Origin of the sequence: Microbacterium marinum (genome assembly GCF_014204835.1) — a bacterium.
Lineage (GTDB): Bacteria > Actinomycetota > Actinomycetes > Actinomycetales > Microbacteriaceae > Microbacterium > Microbacterium marinum.
Window position 1 is genome coordinate 727,787 of record NZ_JACHMD010000001.1, and the last position, 16,019, is coordinate 743,805.

Here is a 16,019-nt window from a genome sequence, read left to right on the forward strand (position 1 = left end):
GTTTTCCCATGGTCAACTATCGCTTCCTCGGCAACAGCGGCTTGAAGGTCTCGGAGCTCACGTACGGCAACTGGCTGACGCACGCTTCGCAGGTCGAGAACGACGCCGCGATCGCCACCGTCCACAAGGCCCTCGATCTCGGCATCACCTCGTTCGACACCGCCGACACCTACGCGAACACGGCGGCGGAGGTCGTCCTCGGAGAGGCGCTGAAGGGTCAGCGTCGCGAGTCGCTCGAGATCTTCACGAAGGTCTACTGGCCCATCGGGCCCAAGGGCCCGAACGACCACGGCCTGTCGCGCAAGCACATCTTCGAGGGCATCAACGGTTCCCTGAAACGGCTCGGCATGGACTACGTCGACCTGTACCAGGCGCACCGCTACGACTACGAGACCCCGCTCGAAGAGACGATGCAGGCCTTCGCCGACGTCGTCCGCCAGGGCAAGGCGCTCTACATCGGCGTCAGCGAGTGGACGGCCGAGCAGCTCCGCGCCGGTCATGCGCTGTCGAAGGAGCTCGGCTTCCAGCTCGTGTCGAACCAGCCGCAGTACTCCGCGCTGTGGCGCGTCATCGAAGGCAAGGTCGTTCCGACGTCCGCAGAGCTCGGGATCTCGCAGATCGTCTGGTCGCCGCTCGCGCAGGGTGTGCTCACCGGCAAGTACGTGCCCGGTCAGCCCCTGCCCGAGGGTTCGCGCGCCACCGACGAGAAGGGCGGCTCGCAGATGATCTCCCGTTTCATGAACGACGAGGTGCTCTCCGCGGTGCAGAAGCTGAAGCCGATCGCGGAGGAGGCCGGCATCACGATGCCGCAGCTCGCGCTCGCCTGGGTGCTCCACAACCCGAACGTCGCCGCGGCCCTGGTCGGCGCATCGCGCCCCGAGCAGCTCGAGGACACCGTGAAGGCCTCGGGCATCCAGCTCGACGACGCCACATACGACGCGATCAACGACGCGCTCGCCCCGGCGGCGGTGACCGACCCCGAGGAGACGTACTCGGTGTCGCCCAAGGCCCGTCTGATCTGATCTCGGCCGATGGCTGTGCACAGCGCCGGCATCCTGCTCTACCGTCTCGACGGAGAGGGCGGGGTGTCGGCGTTCGTCGTCCATATGGGCGGGCCGTACTGGGCGAAGAAGGACGAAGGCGCCTGGTCGATCCCGAAGGGCGAACTCGCGGACGGCGAGGATGTGCTGGATGCCGCGAAGCGGGAGTTCCGCGAGGAGCTCGGCGTCGACCCGCCCGAGGTCGACTACGCCGAGCTCGGCACGTTCGCGTACTCGTCGGGCAAGCGGGTGACGGTATTCGTCGCCGACGGCGCGGGTTTCGAGGAGGGCGGGTTCGTGTTCGGGGAGTTCGAGATGGAATGGCCGCCGCGATCGGGGAAGACGGCCTCGTTCCCCGAGGTCGATCGTGCCGAATGGGTGCCGCTGGCTCGTGCGAGCGAGCTGATCGTGAAGGGCCAGCGGCCGGCGCTCGAGCGTCTCGCCGAGCTGCTGCGCAAGCAGGGCGGCTGAGCGGAGGAGTGGGAACCTCTCCCCATCGCTCTTCACGGTGAGCCGTCTTTAGGATGATGAGCGATCGGACCGTGGAGGGGGCGAAATGGGTGACGGAGTCGAGATCCCGCTGGACTCGATGCAGGCGTTGAGCGACGCGCTGCACGTGATCATCGGCGAGTTCGAAGCGGCCGGTGGACGCACAACCGAGTTGATCGAGGCGATCGGCGAGCCGCAGGGGGACAGCCGGCTCGCACGGGCCGCCGAGGACTTCGAGTCGGAGTGGGACGACAAGCGCGAGACGCAGCGTCGCAACCTCGAGGAGATGAAGAAGCGCCTCGACGACGCCCGTGACGGGTGGAGGGACGCCGACCTCGAGCTCGCCGCCAGCCTGGAGGCATCGGAATGACCGAGAACTCGTACATCTACTCACGCGAAGACATGCCCGAGACGCCGGGCGGGCGCCGTGTGCGGCACATCGTCGGCGAGCCGATTCCCATCTCCCGACGAGCACTGGACATCGAAGACCTCGGCGAGAAGATGGCGCGCGCCGCCAACACGCTGCAACTGTTCGCCGACGGCACGATCGGGCAGGGCGAGTCGTTCGAGAAGATCCGTGAGCAGGCGAAAGAGGTTTACGAGGACCTTCGCACCGCCTCGGAACGCTACAAGCCCAGCGGCAGTGCGCTCGCTGCGTACGCGACGGCGCTGAGCGCCGTGCAGGAAGCGACTGACGGGAAGGTCGACGGCGCCGAGCGTACGTGGCCGGACGTCCGTGCGGCGTCATGGGCGCTCAGCGAGGCCGAAGGCGAGCAGCGCGATTACGACCGGACGACCGATGAGGACGACGAGTCGGCGACGCCGCGCCCGACGACGCATGCGGAGCAGGGTGCGTTCGACGCTGCGGTCGCGTCGTGGGAGACGTACTGGGGCGCGTACGACGCACCGGTCGAGACGTGGGAGGGGGCGTACGATCGCGCCGTCTCCAGTCTTCAGCGCACGAACGCGAACGGCGTTGCCGACGGGTTCTGGGACAACGCCATGCCCTTCGTCGAGGGCTTGCTCACCGTGCTGTTCTACCTCGGCATCGCGCTCATGATCGTGGCGTTCTTCGTCACCGGCCCGCTCGCACTCCTCGCCGGCGTCCTCGCGGTCATCGTGGGCGTCCTGAGCCTGATGGGCGAGCTGGCGAAGATGGCCGCAGGTCGCGGCGACTGGACGAGCGTCGCGCTCGCCGCGGTCGGCGTCATCCCGTTCGGCAAGCTCGCCAAACTCGGCTCGCTCGCCGACCTGGGCGGTTTCGGCCCGAGGGTCATGGGGGCGCTCCGCCTCGGCGGCGACGAGTTCCTCCGCTACGGCGATGACTTCGGGGCCTTCATGCGCACGCGGATGCCGACGCTGTTCAACCGGTACGACGAGGCGGGCGAGCTCATCTTCCGGACCCCGCACGGCCTGAACTCGCAGAACCTCTTCCGCACTCTGCTCACGCCCTCCTACCTCGCACAGGGCAATCAGTGGGTCGGCAGCATCCGCGGCGGCTGGCAGGCGCTCGCGGGCAACCCCACCAACGTGCTCGAGGCGTTCGGCGGCGCGGCCGACGTCTACACGGACGGCATGGGACTGCTGTACGAGGCGAACGGTCGACTGCAGGCGGCGCTCGGCTGAGCCGATAACGGCGTAGAGCTCGCGCACGGTCGATGGCCCGCGAACGGCTAGGGTCGTCGTAGTCTCCGGAAAGGTCTTCGATGTCGCTTCGCGCCGAGTTGCTCGGTTCCGGCCCCGATCGCCCGTCCTTCGCGGTACTCATGCCGACGGAATGGGAGGCGGTCGACCCTGAGCTCAACGCCATGGAGGAGCGCACCGCGTCCGCTCTCGCGACACTCCCCGTCGAAGCCCGAGGTGTGGTCCGTCATCATCTCGACGCGCTCCGCGAGTCCTCGCGCGCACAGGCCGCGAAAGGCGATGTGATCGCAGTCCTCGCCCCCGTCGGAACGAAGGACGGCGTCGCAGCGCCCGTCGCGCTCGCGGCATCCTGGATGTCTGCCAGAGGCGGAACCGCGGCCGACCTCGGCGGCGAGGCGATCGCACGGTGGGGCGCGGCCCCGCTCGATCCCGGCGGCACGATTCTGCGGTGGGCCCTGGATGCCACCACGAAGATCGAGGACGGCGAGATCGAGGTCGCCGGGCACGGCTACCTGCTCCGAGTCCCCGGCGACCCGAACACCGCACTCGTCTTCCGCTCCTCGATCCTGCGGGAGGCGCAGGGGGCGCGCGTCTCGGACGAGGGCGTCGCCGCGATGGCGCGGGTGTGCGACGCGATCGTCGCGAGCGTTCGGTGGAAGCAGCGATGACCGCGATCTCGCTCCGCCCTGACGACGCCGTGTGGTCGGAGGTCCCGGAGCCGGAGCATCTCGACGCGTGGTTGCGCCCGCACGTCGACGCCGCGCCTGCCGAACGACGGGGGCGAGTCGTCGACGCGGCACTGCTCGCAGCGCGGACGCGCCTCGAGTCCGACGCGAGCATCGTGCTGTTCCTCGACATCGCGCACGGCGTCGTCCTGTCCGCGCTCGCCGTCTACGCCTGGGATGACGTTCCCGCGCCGGGTAGCGCCGAGAAGGCCGCGGAGATCGGCGTGAGCGCCGTGCCGACGTCGTGGGATGCCGATACCCACGAAATCGAACTCGGCCCGTGGGCGGGGTGGCGCGTCACGATCCTCGACGACGCGGCAGGGCCCGGACCCGCGATGACCGCGTCGACGGCGTGGACCGTCTACGTCTTGGACGTTGCGGGTCGTTGCGTCGTCGCCGTGCTCGCACCGCTCCCCCCGGAAGCCGCGGTGCTCGCTCAACACCACAGCGAGCACGCGCTCGCAACACTCGAAATAGGAACGACGTGACCGCAGCAGACGACGCCCGCATCGCATCGCTCACGGAGACAGCGCGGACGCGTGTCGAGAACGCGCTGCAAGCCCCGAACTTCTCGGCCGGAATGGTCGAGGTCAACGTGTTCCGCGTCGCCGGTCACACCGAGCTGGCCGACCGCATCGCCGAGACGGTCGGCGCGGCAGGCCCCGCGGCGGTCGCGGGTGCGAAGCGGCATCTCGTCGAGACCTTCGGCGCACGCAACCCGGAGCGAGGCTGGCTCGGGTTCGTCATGTTCGCAGCGGTGCTCTCGAGCGCGTTCGCCGCGGCGACGGCATCCGGCATTCGAAGCGACCCGGTGTCGCTCGCGCCATGGGCGACCGTGCTCGCGGGGATCGCTGTACTCGGCCAGGTGGTCGTGTTGGCGGGATCGCGGTTGCGGCCGGTGAACCGCTTCATCGTCCGGATGCAGCTCTTCGTCGTCGCCGCGCTCGTGCTGGCCGCGGTGCTCTCGTTCTCGCACGGGCTGACCGGTTCGGGTGCGGCTGTCGCCGTCTGCGCTGCGCTCGCTGCGGTGCTCGCAGCGGTTGTCGGCGTCATCCGTTCGCGCGGCGGCGAGGCGACGCAGGACATCGACCTCAGCGTCGAGCGCGCCTACCTCCGGGCGATCGAGCACGTCGGTGACGTCGCCCGCGACGCGCAGCGCGACGTCGACGCGGCGCTCGATCGCCGTGAGGCCGAGATCGTGGTGGCGGTGCGCACCCGCCTCCTCGAGGAGTTCGCGGCCCGACGGCCCGAACTCGCCGGGCTCGATGCCGACCTCCCGGCCGGAGCGATGATCATCGCCTCGAAGGCCGACCCCGACCGATGGCTGCCGCCTGCGATGGCGAAGAGCCGCACGCGGTAGTCGGCCGAAGGGACCTCGATGCGCGACGGCGCGGGTCTCCACGATGCGCGTGCCGCGGTCGCGAGGATCGTCCCCGGTCAGGTGAACCCGGCGATGGTCGAGCGCGCGGTGCTCGTGACCGTGGTCGGGGAGGAGATCACCGATCGGATGTGGCGGACGGCGTTGGCAGGCGCCGCGTTGGGAAGAGTCGAGGCTGCGCGGCTGCTCCGCGAGCGGTTCGGACCGCGCGATCCGCGGCGGGGATGGTTGCTCTCGCTGTTGTTCGGCACGCTCGCAGCCGCTGCGGTGGCGGCGACGCTCGCCACCGGCGTCACCGCGTCGGATGTCGGTGCTGTGGTGGGCTCCCTCACCGTGGTCATCGCGATCTTGGACCTGGTCCTCATTGCAGTCGCAGGTGCCCGCCCGTTGAACTTCGCGTTCCTTCGTGCGCAGGTCCCGACCGCGATCCTCACCGTCGTCGCGGCGGTCCTCCTCCTGTCGCGGGGAGTCGAGGTCGCCGCAGTCGTCGCCTCGGCCAGCGCCGTCGTGGCGGTCGGCGCTGCGTTCGCGGTCGCGGTGGTCCGACGTCGGCGACCGGATGCCACGCGTGAGATCGACACCGCGCTGCAGCACGCCTACGCGAATGCCGCTCCCGTCGCGTTCTCCGCGGTGGAGGCGGCGCAGCGCGAACTCGTCACGGAGATCGGGGTCGACGCCGCGGCCGAAGTGGTGCGCATCCGGACGCTCCTGTTCGGGGAGCGCGGCGAGCCCGGGTTCGCCGCGGTCGCCGCATCGACGCCGGCCGGGGGCGTGATCGGTCGCCACCTCGTCGCGTCGTGGCTCCCACTCGACATGACCGACGAATGGCGTCGGTGAGGCGCTAGCGCTTCTTCTTCGGCGCTTCCGCGACGTCGAGCTTCTCGTGCGTGCCGCCGAGCGACGACCAGGCTGAGGCCTTCCCGGATGCCGCGTGCTCCGAAGCCCGCACGGCGCGTTCGTCGGCCCACTCGTTGAGCACGTGACCGCGGTGTCCGCGAACGTGCTCGAGCACGACGTCGGGCATGCCGGACGCGCGACGGGCTTCGCGAGCGTCGATGAGCTGTTCGAGGATGTCGCGGTTCTTCGCCGGCGCGCCGGTGGAGGTCTTCCATCCGCGGCGGCGGTGACCGTCCATCCACTTCTCGTAGGTGTCGATCGCGTACTTCGAGTCGGCCTGCACGACGAGCTCGCGCACGTTCGGGTGGTCGACGATCGCCTTCAGCAGCCCGAGCAGCTCACCGATGTTGTTCGTCCCCTCGGGGAGGGAGCCGGCGGCCCAGTGCCCGTCCTCGCCGACCCATGCCCAGCCCGTCGGTCCGGGGTTGCCCTTGCAGGCGCCGTCGGTGGCCACGACATAACGGGGGATCTCGGTCACCCGTCCACGCTACCTGCGCGCGACGCATTCGCCTCGTGGCTCGGCTCGCGGCGCGCTCGCCTCGTGGCATCCCTCGTTCAGGTGGCAGTACTTGTCGGTTTCACTGCAGGGATGCGGCGTGTCCTGCCACCTGAAGGGGGCACCGCACGCGGGTCGGGCGTCACGGGCGGAGCAGGACCTTGCCGACGCGGCCGGCGGTCAGGCTCGCGCGGGCGGCGTCGCGCGCCTGCTCGAGCGGGAAGGTCGCCGAGACCGGGAGGGTCAGGACGCCGGAGGAGAGGTGCTGAGCGAGCTCGGCGAACAGTTCACCGCGCTTCGCGGCATCCATCTCGGTGCTCACCTTGCTGCCCCAGAAGCCCTTGATCGTGATGTGGCGGAAGATGACCGGGCCCGAGGCGAGCTGCATGACCGGGGCGTCCATCGCGCCGAAGACGACAAGGGTGGCGTTCTCGCCGAGGAGCGAGAGGACGTGGCCGCTCGACTCGCCGCCGACGGAGTCGACACCGGCGATGATCGATGCGCCGCCGGTGATCTCGTCGACCCTGTCGCGCCAGTCGTCGGTGTCGACGGCGACGACGCGGTCGATGCCCTGCTCGGCGAGCTCGGCGACGGCGGCGCCGCGACGGACGAGGCCCACGACGTTGAGGCCGCGGGCGCGACCCATCTGGGCGACCATGCGGCCGACGGCGCCGTTGGCGGCGTTCTGGACGATCCAGTCGCCGGGCTTGAGGTCGAGGAAGTCGATGAGGCTGATCGCGCTGAACGGCATCGAGACGAGCTGTGCGGCCTGCTCATCGGGAAGGCCCTCGGGGACCGGGATGAGGGTCGCGGCGCGGGCGACGAACTGCTCGGCCCAGACGCCGAAGGTGCCCCCGGTGGCGACGCGCTGCCCGACCTGGAGGTTCGCGACGCCCTCGCCGAGCTCCTCGACGACACCGACGGCCTCGGTGCCCGCGCGGGCGGGCAGCTCCGGCTTGAAACCGTAGGTGCCGCGGATGGTCCACAGGTCGTGGTTGTGGATGGGAGAGGCGAGGAGTCGCACGCGGACTTCACCGGCGCCCGGCGCCGGGTCGGGGGTGTCGGTGGTCTCGAGAACGTCGGTCGGTTCGCCGAACACGGGGTGGGTGACTGCGCGCATGTTTCCTCCAAGCGTCATTGTGTAACGATTGGTACAGTATAGGGCGACTGACCGAGAGGATCCACGATGGGCCGCACCAGCTCATTCGACCGCGACGACGTCATCCGCGCCGCGCGCGACGTCTTCTGGGCGCGCGGCTACGCCGAGACGGGTGTCGCGGACCTCGAAGAGGCGACCGGCCTGAAGCGCTCGAGCATCTACCACGCCTTTGGCAGCAAGAAGGGGCTGTTCGAGGCGGTCGTGGCCCGGTATCTCGATGAGGTGGTGCGATCGCGCACCGCCGGGCTGCACCAGGTGGATGCCGGTCCCGAGGCGCTCGAGCGGTACATCACCGAGATGCGGCGCGCGATCGCCAGTGACACGCCGCGCGCGCGGGCGGGCTGCCTCCTGTTGAACGCCGCGTGCACACCCGTCGTCGACGACGACCCCGACGTGCGCGCGCTCGTCACCGGCTACACGGACGAGCTCCGGGCGGCGATCGCTGCGGGCGTCGGCTCTGCTCGGCTGGAGATCTCCGACGTCTCGCGCAGTGCGCTGTCGGAGGTCTGCGCATCACTTGTCATCGCGGCGCTCGCCGTCGCGCGCGTGGACCCGGATGCCGCGGATCGCAGTCTTGCGGCTGTGCTCGCGGCGGTTGACTCGTGGGGCGCCGGCGCGGCCCCTGTGTATACATAACCTCGGATCGAGGAACTCGGCACCCGTCTTTGGGATGTTTGTGCATACACTGAGGGCATGACCGATGCTCCCGCGCGGTACGCCGGCGTACGTGCCTACGAAGCGCTGCTGGCCGAGATACAGGACGGCACGCTGCGCCCGGGTGCTGTGCTGGGTGAGGTCGAGCAGGCGGCGCGACTCGGCGTGAGCCGGACGCCGCTCCGCGAGGCGCTGCGCAGACTCGCCGCCGACGGACTCGTCGAACAGGCCTCTCCGCGCGTGACCGTCGTCACCGGAATCGACGCCTCCGACATCCGCGCCCTGTTCGCGGTCCGCCGGGCACTTGAAGAGACGGCCGCGCGACTTGCGGCGCAGACCACCGAACGCTCGGTCTTCGCCGCGCTCGCCGCGGAGTTCGCCACTGTCGATGCCGGGGACGGGCCCACCGCCGACGCCGACGCGTACTACGCCCTCATCGCCCGCTTCGACGCGGAACTCGACGCGGCGGTCGCCAACGACTACCTCACCTCCGCGCTGCGCACCGTCCGCACCCACCTCGTGCGGGTCCGTCGCCTCGCCCGCGACAAGCCCGAGCGACTCGCGGCATCCGTGTCGGAGCACCACCTGATCGCCTCGGCGATCGCCCGCGGCGACGCCGACCTGGCCGCGCACGCCACCCACGTCCACCTGCACAACGCACTCACCTCGATCCTCGACTCCCTGGAGGCACCGGAATGACCGTCACCCACCACGTCCGCGTCTACCGCAGCGATGAGCCGCTGCCCCGCGAGGAGCAGCTCGCCTACAAGATCGCCCAGGTCGCCGTCGATCCTGTCGCCGTCGAGGCCGACGTCGTCGACATGATCGTGAACCGCATCATCGACAACGCGGCGGTCGCCGCGGCGTCCCTCACCCGCCGACCCGTCAGCGCGGCGCGTGCGCAGGCGCTCTCGCACCCGGTGTCGGCGAACGGCTACGGCGGCACGGTGTTCGGTGTCGGCAACGACACCCGCACGAGCCCCGAGTGGGCGGCGTGGGCCAACGGCGTCGCCGTGCGCGAACTCGACTACCACGACACGTTCCTCGCGGCGGAGTACTCGCACCCGGGCGACAACATCCCCGCGATCCTCGCCGTCGCCCAGCACGTCGGCGCCGACGGTGCCGCACTCGTCCGAGGACTCGCGACCGGCTACGAGATCCAGGTCGACCTCGTCCGCGCGATCAGCCTGCACAAGCACAAGATCGACCACGTCGCCCACCTGGGGCCGTCCGCCGCGGCCGGCATCGGCACGCTCCTCGGCCTCGACGTCGACACGATCTACCAGGCTGTCGGCCAGGCCCTCCACACCACCACGGCGACGCGGCAGTCCCGCAAGGGCGAGATCTCCACGTGGAAGGCGCACGCCCCCGCTTTCGCCGGGAAGATAGCCGTCGAAGCGGTCGACCGCGCGATGCGCGGCGAGACGTCCCCCTCGCCGATCTATGAAGGCGAAGACGGCGTCATCGCCTGGTTGCTCGATGGGAAGGATGCCGCCTACGACGTGCCGCTTCCCGCGGCGGGCGAGGCGAAGCGCGGCATCCTCGACACCTACACGAAGGAGCACTCCGCCGAGTACCAGGCGCAGGCGTGGATCGACCTCGCCCGCAAGCTCGGCACCGAGCGTCCGGAGCTCCGCGACCCCGCGAACATCGCATCGATCGTGCTGCACACGAGCCACCACACGCACTACGTCATCGGCTCGGGCGCCGGCGACCCGCAGAAGTACGACCCGACGGCATCCCGCGAGACACTCGACCACTCGATCCCGTACATCTTCGCGGTCGCGCTGCAGGACGGCGGATGGCACCACGTCGATTCGTACGCGCCCGAGCGCGCCGCCCGGCCCGACACTGTCGAGCTCTGGCACAAGGTCACGACGGCGGAGGATGCCGAGTGGACGCGTCGATACCACTCGGAGGATCCCGACGAGAAGGCGTTCGGCGGACGCGTGGAGATCGCCCTGACGGACGGGTCGACGGTGATCGACGAGATAGCGGTCGCCGACGCCCACCCGCTCGGTGCGCGACCGTTCGCGCGCGCGGACTACATCCGTAAGTTCCGCCTGCTCGCCGAGCCCGTGCTGGAGCCGGCGGAGGTCGAGCGGTTCCTCGCCCTCGCCGAGCGCCTGCCCGGACTCACGGCCGACGAGGTGCGACAGCTGGACATCGTCGCCGCGGCAGGCGTGCTCGCGGCGGCTCCCGCCCCCAAGGGTCTGTTCTGATGCTGTACGCACAGACACCCGCACACGAGAAGCGCCGCCTGTTCCGCGAGCGGCTGGCGACCGGAGAGCTGCTGCGGTTCCCCGGGGCCTTCAATCCTCTGTCGGCGCGGCTCATCGAGCAGCAGGGGTTCGAGGGCGTGTATGTCTCAGGCGCCGTCCTGTCGGCCGATCTGGGTCTTCCCGACATCGGGCTCACCACGCTGAGCGAGGTCGCCGGTCGGGGCCAGCAGATCGCCCGGATGACGGAGCTGCCGGCGATCATCGACGCCGACACGGGGTTCGGTGAGCCGATGAACGTGGCGCGGACGATCCAGACGCTCGAGGACGCGGGCCTGGCCGGCGCCCACATCGAGGACCAGGTCAACCCGAAGCGCTGCGGACACCTCGACGGGAAGGCCGTCGTCGACGAGGGCACGGCGCTCCAGCGCATCCGGGCCGCCGTCGATGCGCGCCGCGACCCGAACTTTCTCATCATGGCGCGCACCGACATCCGGGCCGTGGACGGATTGGACGCCGCGACCGATCGCGCCCGCAAGCTGGTCGACGCCGGGGCGGACGCGATCTTTCCCGAGGCGATGCGCAGCCTCGACGAGTTCGCCGCGGTCCGCGCCGCCGTCGACGTGCCGATCCTCGCCAACATGACCGAGTTCGGCAAGAGCGACCTCTTCTCGGTCGATCAGCTCCGCGACGTCGGAGTGAACATCGTCATCTGGCCGGTGTCTCTGCTGCGCATCGCGATGGGGGCGGCCGCCCGGGCGCTCGATACGCTGAACGCGGAGGGCCACCTCACGTCCCGGCTCGGCGAGATGCAGCACCGCGCCGACCTGTACGACCTCATCGACTACGAGGCGTACAACCACTTCGACACGAACGTCTTCAACTTCGAGATCACGAAGGAGTGACCATGAGCGAACCGGACATCAAGAAGGGGCTCGCGGGCGTCTACGCCGACGTCACCGCGGTCAGCAAGGTCAATCCCGAGACGAACTCGCTCCTGTACCGCGGCTATCCGGTGCAGGAGCTTGCCGGGACGCAGTCGTTCGAGGCGGTCGCCTATCTGCTGTGGCACGGCGAGCTGCCCACCGGCGACCAGCTCGCAGAGCTGCGCGCCGTGGAACGCGCGAACCGGGCGATCCCGGCAGATGTCCGCGAATTCATCGACGCGATGCCGACGTCCGCGCACCCCATGGACGAGGTGCGGACGGTCGTCAGCCTGCTCGGAGGTTTCGAGACGGCGGGCATCGACAACGTGCTCGACGCGGCGGGCACCCCTGCTGAGAACCTCGATCGCAGCGTCCGACTGTTCGCGATCCTGCCCGCCATCGTGGCCTACGGTCAGCGCCGGCGCCACGGACTCGAGATCATCGAGCCGAGGGAGGATCTCGACTACGCGGCGAACTTCCTCTGGATGACCTTCGGTGAAGAGCCCGCCCCGGTCGTCGTCGACGCGTTCAACCGTTCGATGATCCTGTACGCGGAGCACTCGTTCAACGCGTCGACCTTCACGGCACGCGTGATCACCTCGACCCTCAGCGACCTGTACTCGGGGGTCGTCGGTGCCATCGGTGCGCTCAAGGGACCGCTCCACGGCGGTGCGAACGAGGCCGTCCTGCACATCTTCACCGAGATCGGCTCCGCGGAGAACGTCGTGCCGTGGCTCGACGAGGTGCTCGCCGCGAAACGCAAGATCATGGGATTCGGGCATCGCGTCTACAAGCGCGGCGACTCGCGTGTGCCGACGATGAAGCTCGCGCTCGATGCGCTCGTCGACCACTACGACCGCCCCGACGTCGCCGCCCTGTACGACGCGCTCGAGAGCGAGTTCGTCTCCCGCAAGGGCATCTACCCGAACCTCGACTACCCGTCCGGGCCCGCCTACAGCCTGATGGGCTTCGACACCCTCACCTTCACGCCGCTGTTCATCGCCGCCCGCATCACCGGGTGGACCGCGCACATCATGGAGCAGCAGGCCTCGAACGCCCTCATCCGCCCACTGTCGGCCTACGACGGCCCGGATGAACGTCACGTCGAGGGCTACGAGCCGGATGCCGCGGAGGTCGAGGCCCTCGAGCGTCCCGAGGAAGCTGCGGGCTGAGCACCCCCCGACTCCCCGCGCCTGGGCGACGCGAACGGATTTCGCACGGCCGCTCCGTGTCCGTCGGGTTCTCGTGGTATTCAAGAACCTGCGACCCGACAACCCGAGCGCCGCTCGGGGGGAGGGCGGTCGCATCCAGGGGGAGAATTCGATGGCGACTCGCTCATCAAGGGGAATGCGTTTCACGCGGACGTTGACGGCTGCACTCGCAACGGCGGGACTCGTCGGCGCGCTCACCACCGTGCCGGCATCGGCTGCGCCGTCGGCGCCGGAGATGTTCTGTGACGTTCCCGGCCAAGAGCTCGCGATCTCGCCGGTCGCGGAGCTGCAGGACGGCGAACAGGTGACATGGCTGTCGACGATCAAGGGCACGACACCGACACCCTTCACGGGGGAGTACATCGGCAAGCTCGACAACGGGCTCGGTCTCGACGCCGACGGGAACCCGCGTGATCTGTTGCTCGTCAAACTCGACGGCGACGTCGTGAACGGCTCGTCGGAATCGCTGGCCACAGGCGTCTGGGCCGGGGCTTCCGGGTCGCCGGTCTACGACGAGGACGGAGCCCTCATCGGCGCCGTCTCGTACGGGTTCAGCTTCCTGCCCGACAACGTCGCAGGCGTGACACCGGCCGTCTACATGCGGAAGATCGGTCAGCTGCCCGACGAACGGACGCTCACGCAGGCGGCGAAGCAGCGCGTCACGCGACTTGCCGACGAGACCGCCACGTCGCGGTCGAGCGCCATTCGCCGGCTCGAAGCGGTGCGGGTCACGACAGGCCCCTCAGCGGACGAACTCGATGAGGCGAACCGACTCATCGCATCGCGCGTGGATGGGTTCCGTGGCGCGGCGGCGGGCGGCCGAGCCACCGCGAGCGCAGCCATCGGGGGTGAGGACTTCCCCGTCGTCGCCGGCGGTAACATCGCCGTTTCGTACGCTTACGGTGCTGTCGGTGAGGCGAGCGTCGGCACGGTCACCGCCGTCTGCGGCGACGAGGTTTTCGCATACGGGCACCCGAACAACTGGAACTCGGACCTGGTGGCCAGCATCCATGGCGCTGCTGCCGCCCGTGTCGTCCCCGACCTGACCGGGTCGTACAAGCAGATCAGCTCGATCGGTCGCGTGAAGGGCAAGCTCGTCGATGACCGGCTCGCCGGAATCCGGGGACTGCTCGGCGACGGCCCGGACGCGATTCGAGTGCAATCGACGAGCCACATCGGTTCGCGTAACAGCAGTGTCGCGAGCTACGTCTCCGAGCCGGAGCTCGTCGCCGCTGTCGCATACACGCAGTCGGCAGGCGAGGCGTCCCGCATTCTCGACAACATGCAGGTCGGATCCGCGAAGGTGCGCTGGGTCATCCAATACGAGCGTGCGGACGGCACGATGGGCAGACTCGAGAACGTCAATCGCGTCGCAGACCCGTACGACTTCCCGTCTTTGGTGGGCATGTACGTCGCGGACGACATCGCGATCCTCCAGTCGAATCCGTTCGAGGATGTGAAGATCACCGCGGTGCAGATCACCACCCGATTCGAGGAGGGGTACCGCGCCGCGAGATTCTCGGGAGTCCAGATCCTGAAGAACGGAGCATGGACGTCGGTCGCACCGAACGGCAAGTTGACCGCAACGCGCGGCAAGACGTACACGTTCCGCGCGGTGTTCACTCCTATCCCGGGAGCGGAGCGGGTGACGCACTACAGCCGCTTCACGGCGACCGTTCCCCGCACGGCCCGGAAGGGACTTCGGGTGTCGCTTGCTGTCCCCACGTTCGATGAGGAATTCGATTACGAGCTGGAGGAGCCGCGGAGCTTCGAGGAGTACGTCGCTGCTCTCGACGCGGACGTCCGCTCCGACGTCTTCCAGCGGACGCACGTGTCGACCTCGACCCGGGGCGTGCGGACGTCTCGCACCGCCACGACCGAGGTTCCCGTCGTGATCGCCAACCCCGGGTCGAAGTTCACGTTCGGGCTGTACGTCACGCCGGCTCGGTGATTGGCATCGAACGTCTAGGTCGGAGCGCCGCGGGATGAGCGAGGACCGCGCCGTCATCGTCGCCGGCGCTCGCACTCCGATCGGCCGGTTCGCGGGAGCGTTCCGAGACACCCCGGCGCACGAGCTCGGCGCGCAGGCGGTGACGGCCGCGCTCGAGCGATCCGGGGTCGATGCGGCGCGCGTCGGCGAAGTCGTCATCGGCACGATCGGGCAGGTGGCATCAGACGCCTACATCGCCCGCCGGATCGCGCTCGCCGCCGGTCTCGGCGACGAGACGCCCGCCTTCACCGTCAACCGGCTGTGCGGCTCGGGGCTGCAGTCGATCTGGTCGGCGGCGCAGGAGCTGCGGTGGGGCGGCGTCGACGTCGCGGTCGCCGGCGGCGCCGAGAACATGACGCGGATGCCGTTCTACGACTTCGATGCCCGCTCGGGGCCGACGCTGGGGCACCGGCAGCTGCTCGACGGCACTCTCGCGATGCTCACCGACCCGTTCACGGGACGGCACATGGGTACGACGGCCGAGACCGTGGCCGAGCGATTCGGGGTGACGCGGGCCGATCAGGACGCGTACGCCCTCGAATCACAGCGACGTGCGTCGACGGATGCCGCACGGCAAGCCTTCGCGGAGGAGATCGTCGTCACGCGGACGGCCGGTCGCCGGCCCGTCGAGGTGGCGACCGACGAGCACCCGCGCCCCGACACGACGCTGGAACGGCTCGCGGCGCTCTCGCCGGCGTTCACCGCGGACGGCACCGTGACCGCGGGCAACGCGTCGGGGATCAACGACGGCGCTGCCGCGGTGGTCGTGATGCGCGAGTCGGATGTGCGCGCCGAGGGCCTCTCGGCGCTCGCGACGATCGAGGCGGTGACGACCGCCGCCCTCGACCCGGCCATCATGGGATACGCGCCGACGCTCGCGCTGCGGAAGCTGTTCGCGCAGACCGGCCTCACCCCGGCCGACGTGTCGACCATCGAGCTAAACGAGGCGTTCGCCTCGCAGGTGCTCGCGGTGATGCGCGACGTCGACCTCGACCCCGAGACCACGAACCGCTACGGCGGCGCGATCGCCCTCGGCCACCCTGTCGGAGCCACGGGGACGATCCTCACCGTCCGCGCCGCGCTCACCCTGCAGCGCACCGGCGGTGAGTTCGCCGTCGTCACGATGTGCATCGGCGGCGGCCAGGCCCTGGCGGCGCTGCTGCGCCGGTGGGACGGCTAGCGGCATCCTGC

At 69.6% G+C, this 16,019-nt stretch carries 17 protein-coding genes; 15 read left to right on the plus strand and 2 right to left on the minus strand.

Annotation, left to right across the window (positions count from 1 at the left end; all coding sequences use genetic code 11):
- Window positions 1–8: 8 nt before the first annotated feature.
- The 8 genes from BKA24_RS03575 to BKA24_RS03610 all read left to right on the plus strand — a co-directional run bounded on the left by BKA24_RS03575 (window position 9) and on the right by BKA24_RS03610 (window position 6,113).
- Entirely contained in the window at window positions 9–1,022 is a 1,014-nt protein-coding gene (locus BKA24_RS03575) for an aldo/keto reductase family protein (protein ID WP_184215169.1), read from the plus strand.
- 9 nt (window positions 1,023–1,031) lie between these two features.
- Window positions 1,032–1,511 (plus strand): NUDIX hydrolase, encoded by a 480-nt coding sequence (locus tag BKA24_RS03580; protein ID WP_184215172.1) that lies wholly within the window; start codon window positions 1,032–1,034, stop codon window positions 1,509–1,511.
- Between the two features lie 85 nt (window positions 1,512–1,596).
- A complete protein-coding gene (locus BKA24_RS03585; protein ID WP_184215175.1) occupies window positions 1,597–1,899 on the plus strand; it encodes a hypothetical protein in 303 nt (100 codons plus the stop codon).
- Window positions 1,896–3,155, plus strand: a complete 1,260-nt coding sequence (locus tag BKA24_RS03590) for a hypothetical protein (RefSeq protein WP_184215177.1) — start codon at window positions 1,896–1,898, stop codon at window positions 3,153–3,155. The genes BKA24_RS03585 and BKA24_RS03590 overlap by 4 nt, the downstream gene beginning before the upstream one ends.
- 80 nt (window positions 3,156–3,235) lie before the next feature.
- Window positions 3,236–3,841: a hypothetical protein gene (locus tag BKA24_RS03595; protein ID WP_184215180.1), complete on the plus strand. Its 606-nt coding sequence runs from the start codon at window positions 3,236–3,238 to the stop codon at window positions 3,839–3,841.
- A complete protein-coding gene (locus BKA24_RS03600) occupies window positions 3,838–4,386 on the plus strand; it encodes a hypothetical protein (protein ID WP_184215183.1) in 549 nt (182 codons plus the stop codon). The genes BKA24_RS03595 and BKA24_RS03600 overlap by 4 nt, the downstream gene beginning before the upstream one ends.
- Window positions 4,383–5,258, plus strand: coding sequence for a hypothetical protein (locus BKA24_RS03605; protein WP_184215186.1), 876 nt, complete (start codon window positions 4,383–4,385; stop codon window positions 5,256–5,258). Before BKA24_RS03600 ends, BKA24_RS03605 begins: the two co-directional genes overlap by 4 nt.
- An 18-nt stretch (window positions 5,259–5,276) precedes the next feature.
- Window positions 5,277–6,113 carry a hypothetical protein gene (locus BKA24_RS03610; RefSeq protein WP_184215189.1) on the plus strand — a complete coding sequence of 279 codons (837 nt, stop codon included), beginning with the start codon at window positions 5,277–5,279 and terminating at the stop codon, window positions 6,111–6,113.
- Window positions 6,114–6,117: 4 nt separating this feature from the next.
- Here BKA24_RS03610 and BKA24_RS03615 read toward each other — a convergent pair whose 3' ends face one another.
- Together BKA24_RS03615 and BKA24_RS03620 are read right to left on the minus strand one after the other, a co-directional pair.
- Window positions 6,118–6,651: an RNase H family protein gene (locus tag BKA24_RS03615; RefSeq protein WP_184215192.1), complete on the minus strand. Its 534-nt coding sequence runs from the start codon at window positions 6,649–6,651 to the stop codon at window positions 6,118–6,120.
- A 160-nt stretch (window positions 6,652–6,811) separates the two neighbouring features.
- Window positions 6,812–7,789, minus strand: coding sequence for a zinc-binding dehydrogenase (locus BKA24_RS03620; protein WP_184215195.1), 978 nt, complete (start codon window positions 7,787–7,789; stop codon window positions 6,812–6,814).
- Window positions 7,790–7,855: 66 nt separating this feature from the next.
- On the opposite strand from BKA24_RS03620, the gene BKA24_RS03625 reads away from it, so the two are divergent.
- The 7 genes from BKA24_RS03625 to BKA24_RS03655 all read left to right on the plus strand — a co-directional run bounded on the left by BKA24_RS03625 (window position 7,856) and on the right by BKA24_RS03655 (window position 16,008).
- Window positions 7,856–8,464: a TetR/AcrR family transcriptional regulator gene (locus tag BKA24_RS03625; RefSeq protein ID WP_184215198.1), complete on the plus strand. Its 609-nt coding sequence runs from the start codon at window positions 7,856–7,858 to the stop codon at window positions 8,462–8,464.
- Window positions 8,465–8,521: 57 nt separating this feature from the next.
- Window positions 8,522–9,181, plus strand: a complete 660-nt coding sequence (locus tag BKA24_RS03630; protein ID WP_184215201.1) for a GntR family transcriptional regulator — start codon at window positions 8,522–8,524, stop codon at window positions 9,179–9,181.
- Window positions 9,178–10,704, plus strand: a complete 1,527-nt coding sequence (locus BKA24_RS03635) for an MmgE/PrpD family protein (protein ID WP_184215204.1) — start codon at window positions 9,178–9,180, stop codon at window positions 10,702–10,704. The genes BKA24_RS03630 and BKA24_RS03635 overlap by 4 nt, the downstream gene beginning before the upstream one ends.
- Entirely contained in the window at window positions 10,704–11,606 is a 903-nt protein-coding gene (prpB, locus tag BKA24_RS03640) for a methylisocitrate lyase (protein ID WP_184215207.1), read from the plus strand. Before BKA24_RS03635 ends, prpB begins: the two co-directional genes overlap by 1 nt.
- A 2-nt stretch (window positions 11,607–11,608) precedes the next feature.
- Entirely contained in the window at window positions 11,609–12,799 is a 1,191-nt protein-coding gene (locus tag BKA24_RS03645) for a bifunctional 2-methylcitrate synthase/citrate synthase (RefSeq protein WP_184215210.1), read from the plus strand.
- A 175-nt stretch (window positions 12,800–12,974) separates the two neighbouring features.
- Complete coding sequence (locus tag BKA24_RS03650) at window positions 12,975–14,789, plus strand: hypothetical protein (protein ID WP_184215213.1); 1,815 nt, start codon at window positions 12,975–12,977, stop codon at window positions 14,787–14,789.
- Between the two features lie 34 nt (window positions 14,790–14,823).
- The gene (locus BKA24_RS03655) at window positions 14,824–16,008 is read left to right on the plus strand and encodes a thiolase family protein (protein WP_184215216.1); all 1,185 of its coding nucleotides are present in this window, start codon (window positions 14,824–14,826) and stop codon (window positions 16,006–16,008) included.
- Window positions 16,009–16,019: the final 11 nt, after the last annotated feature.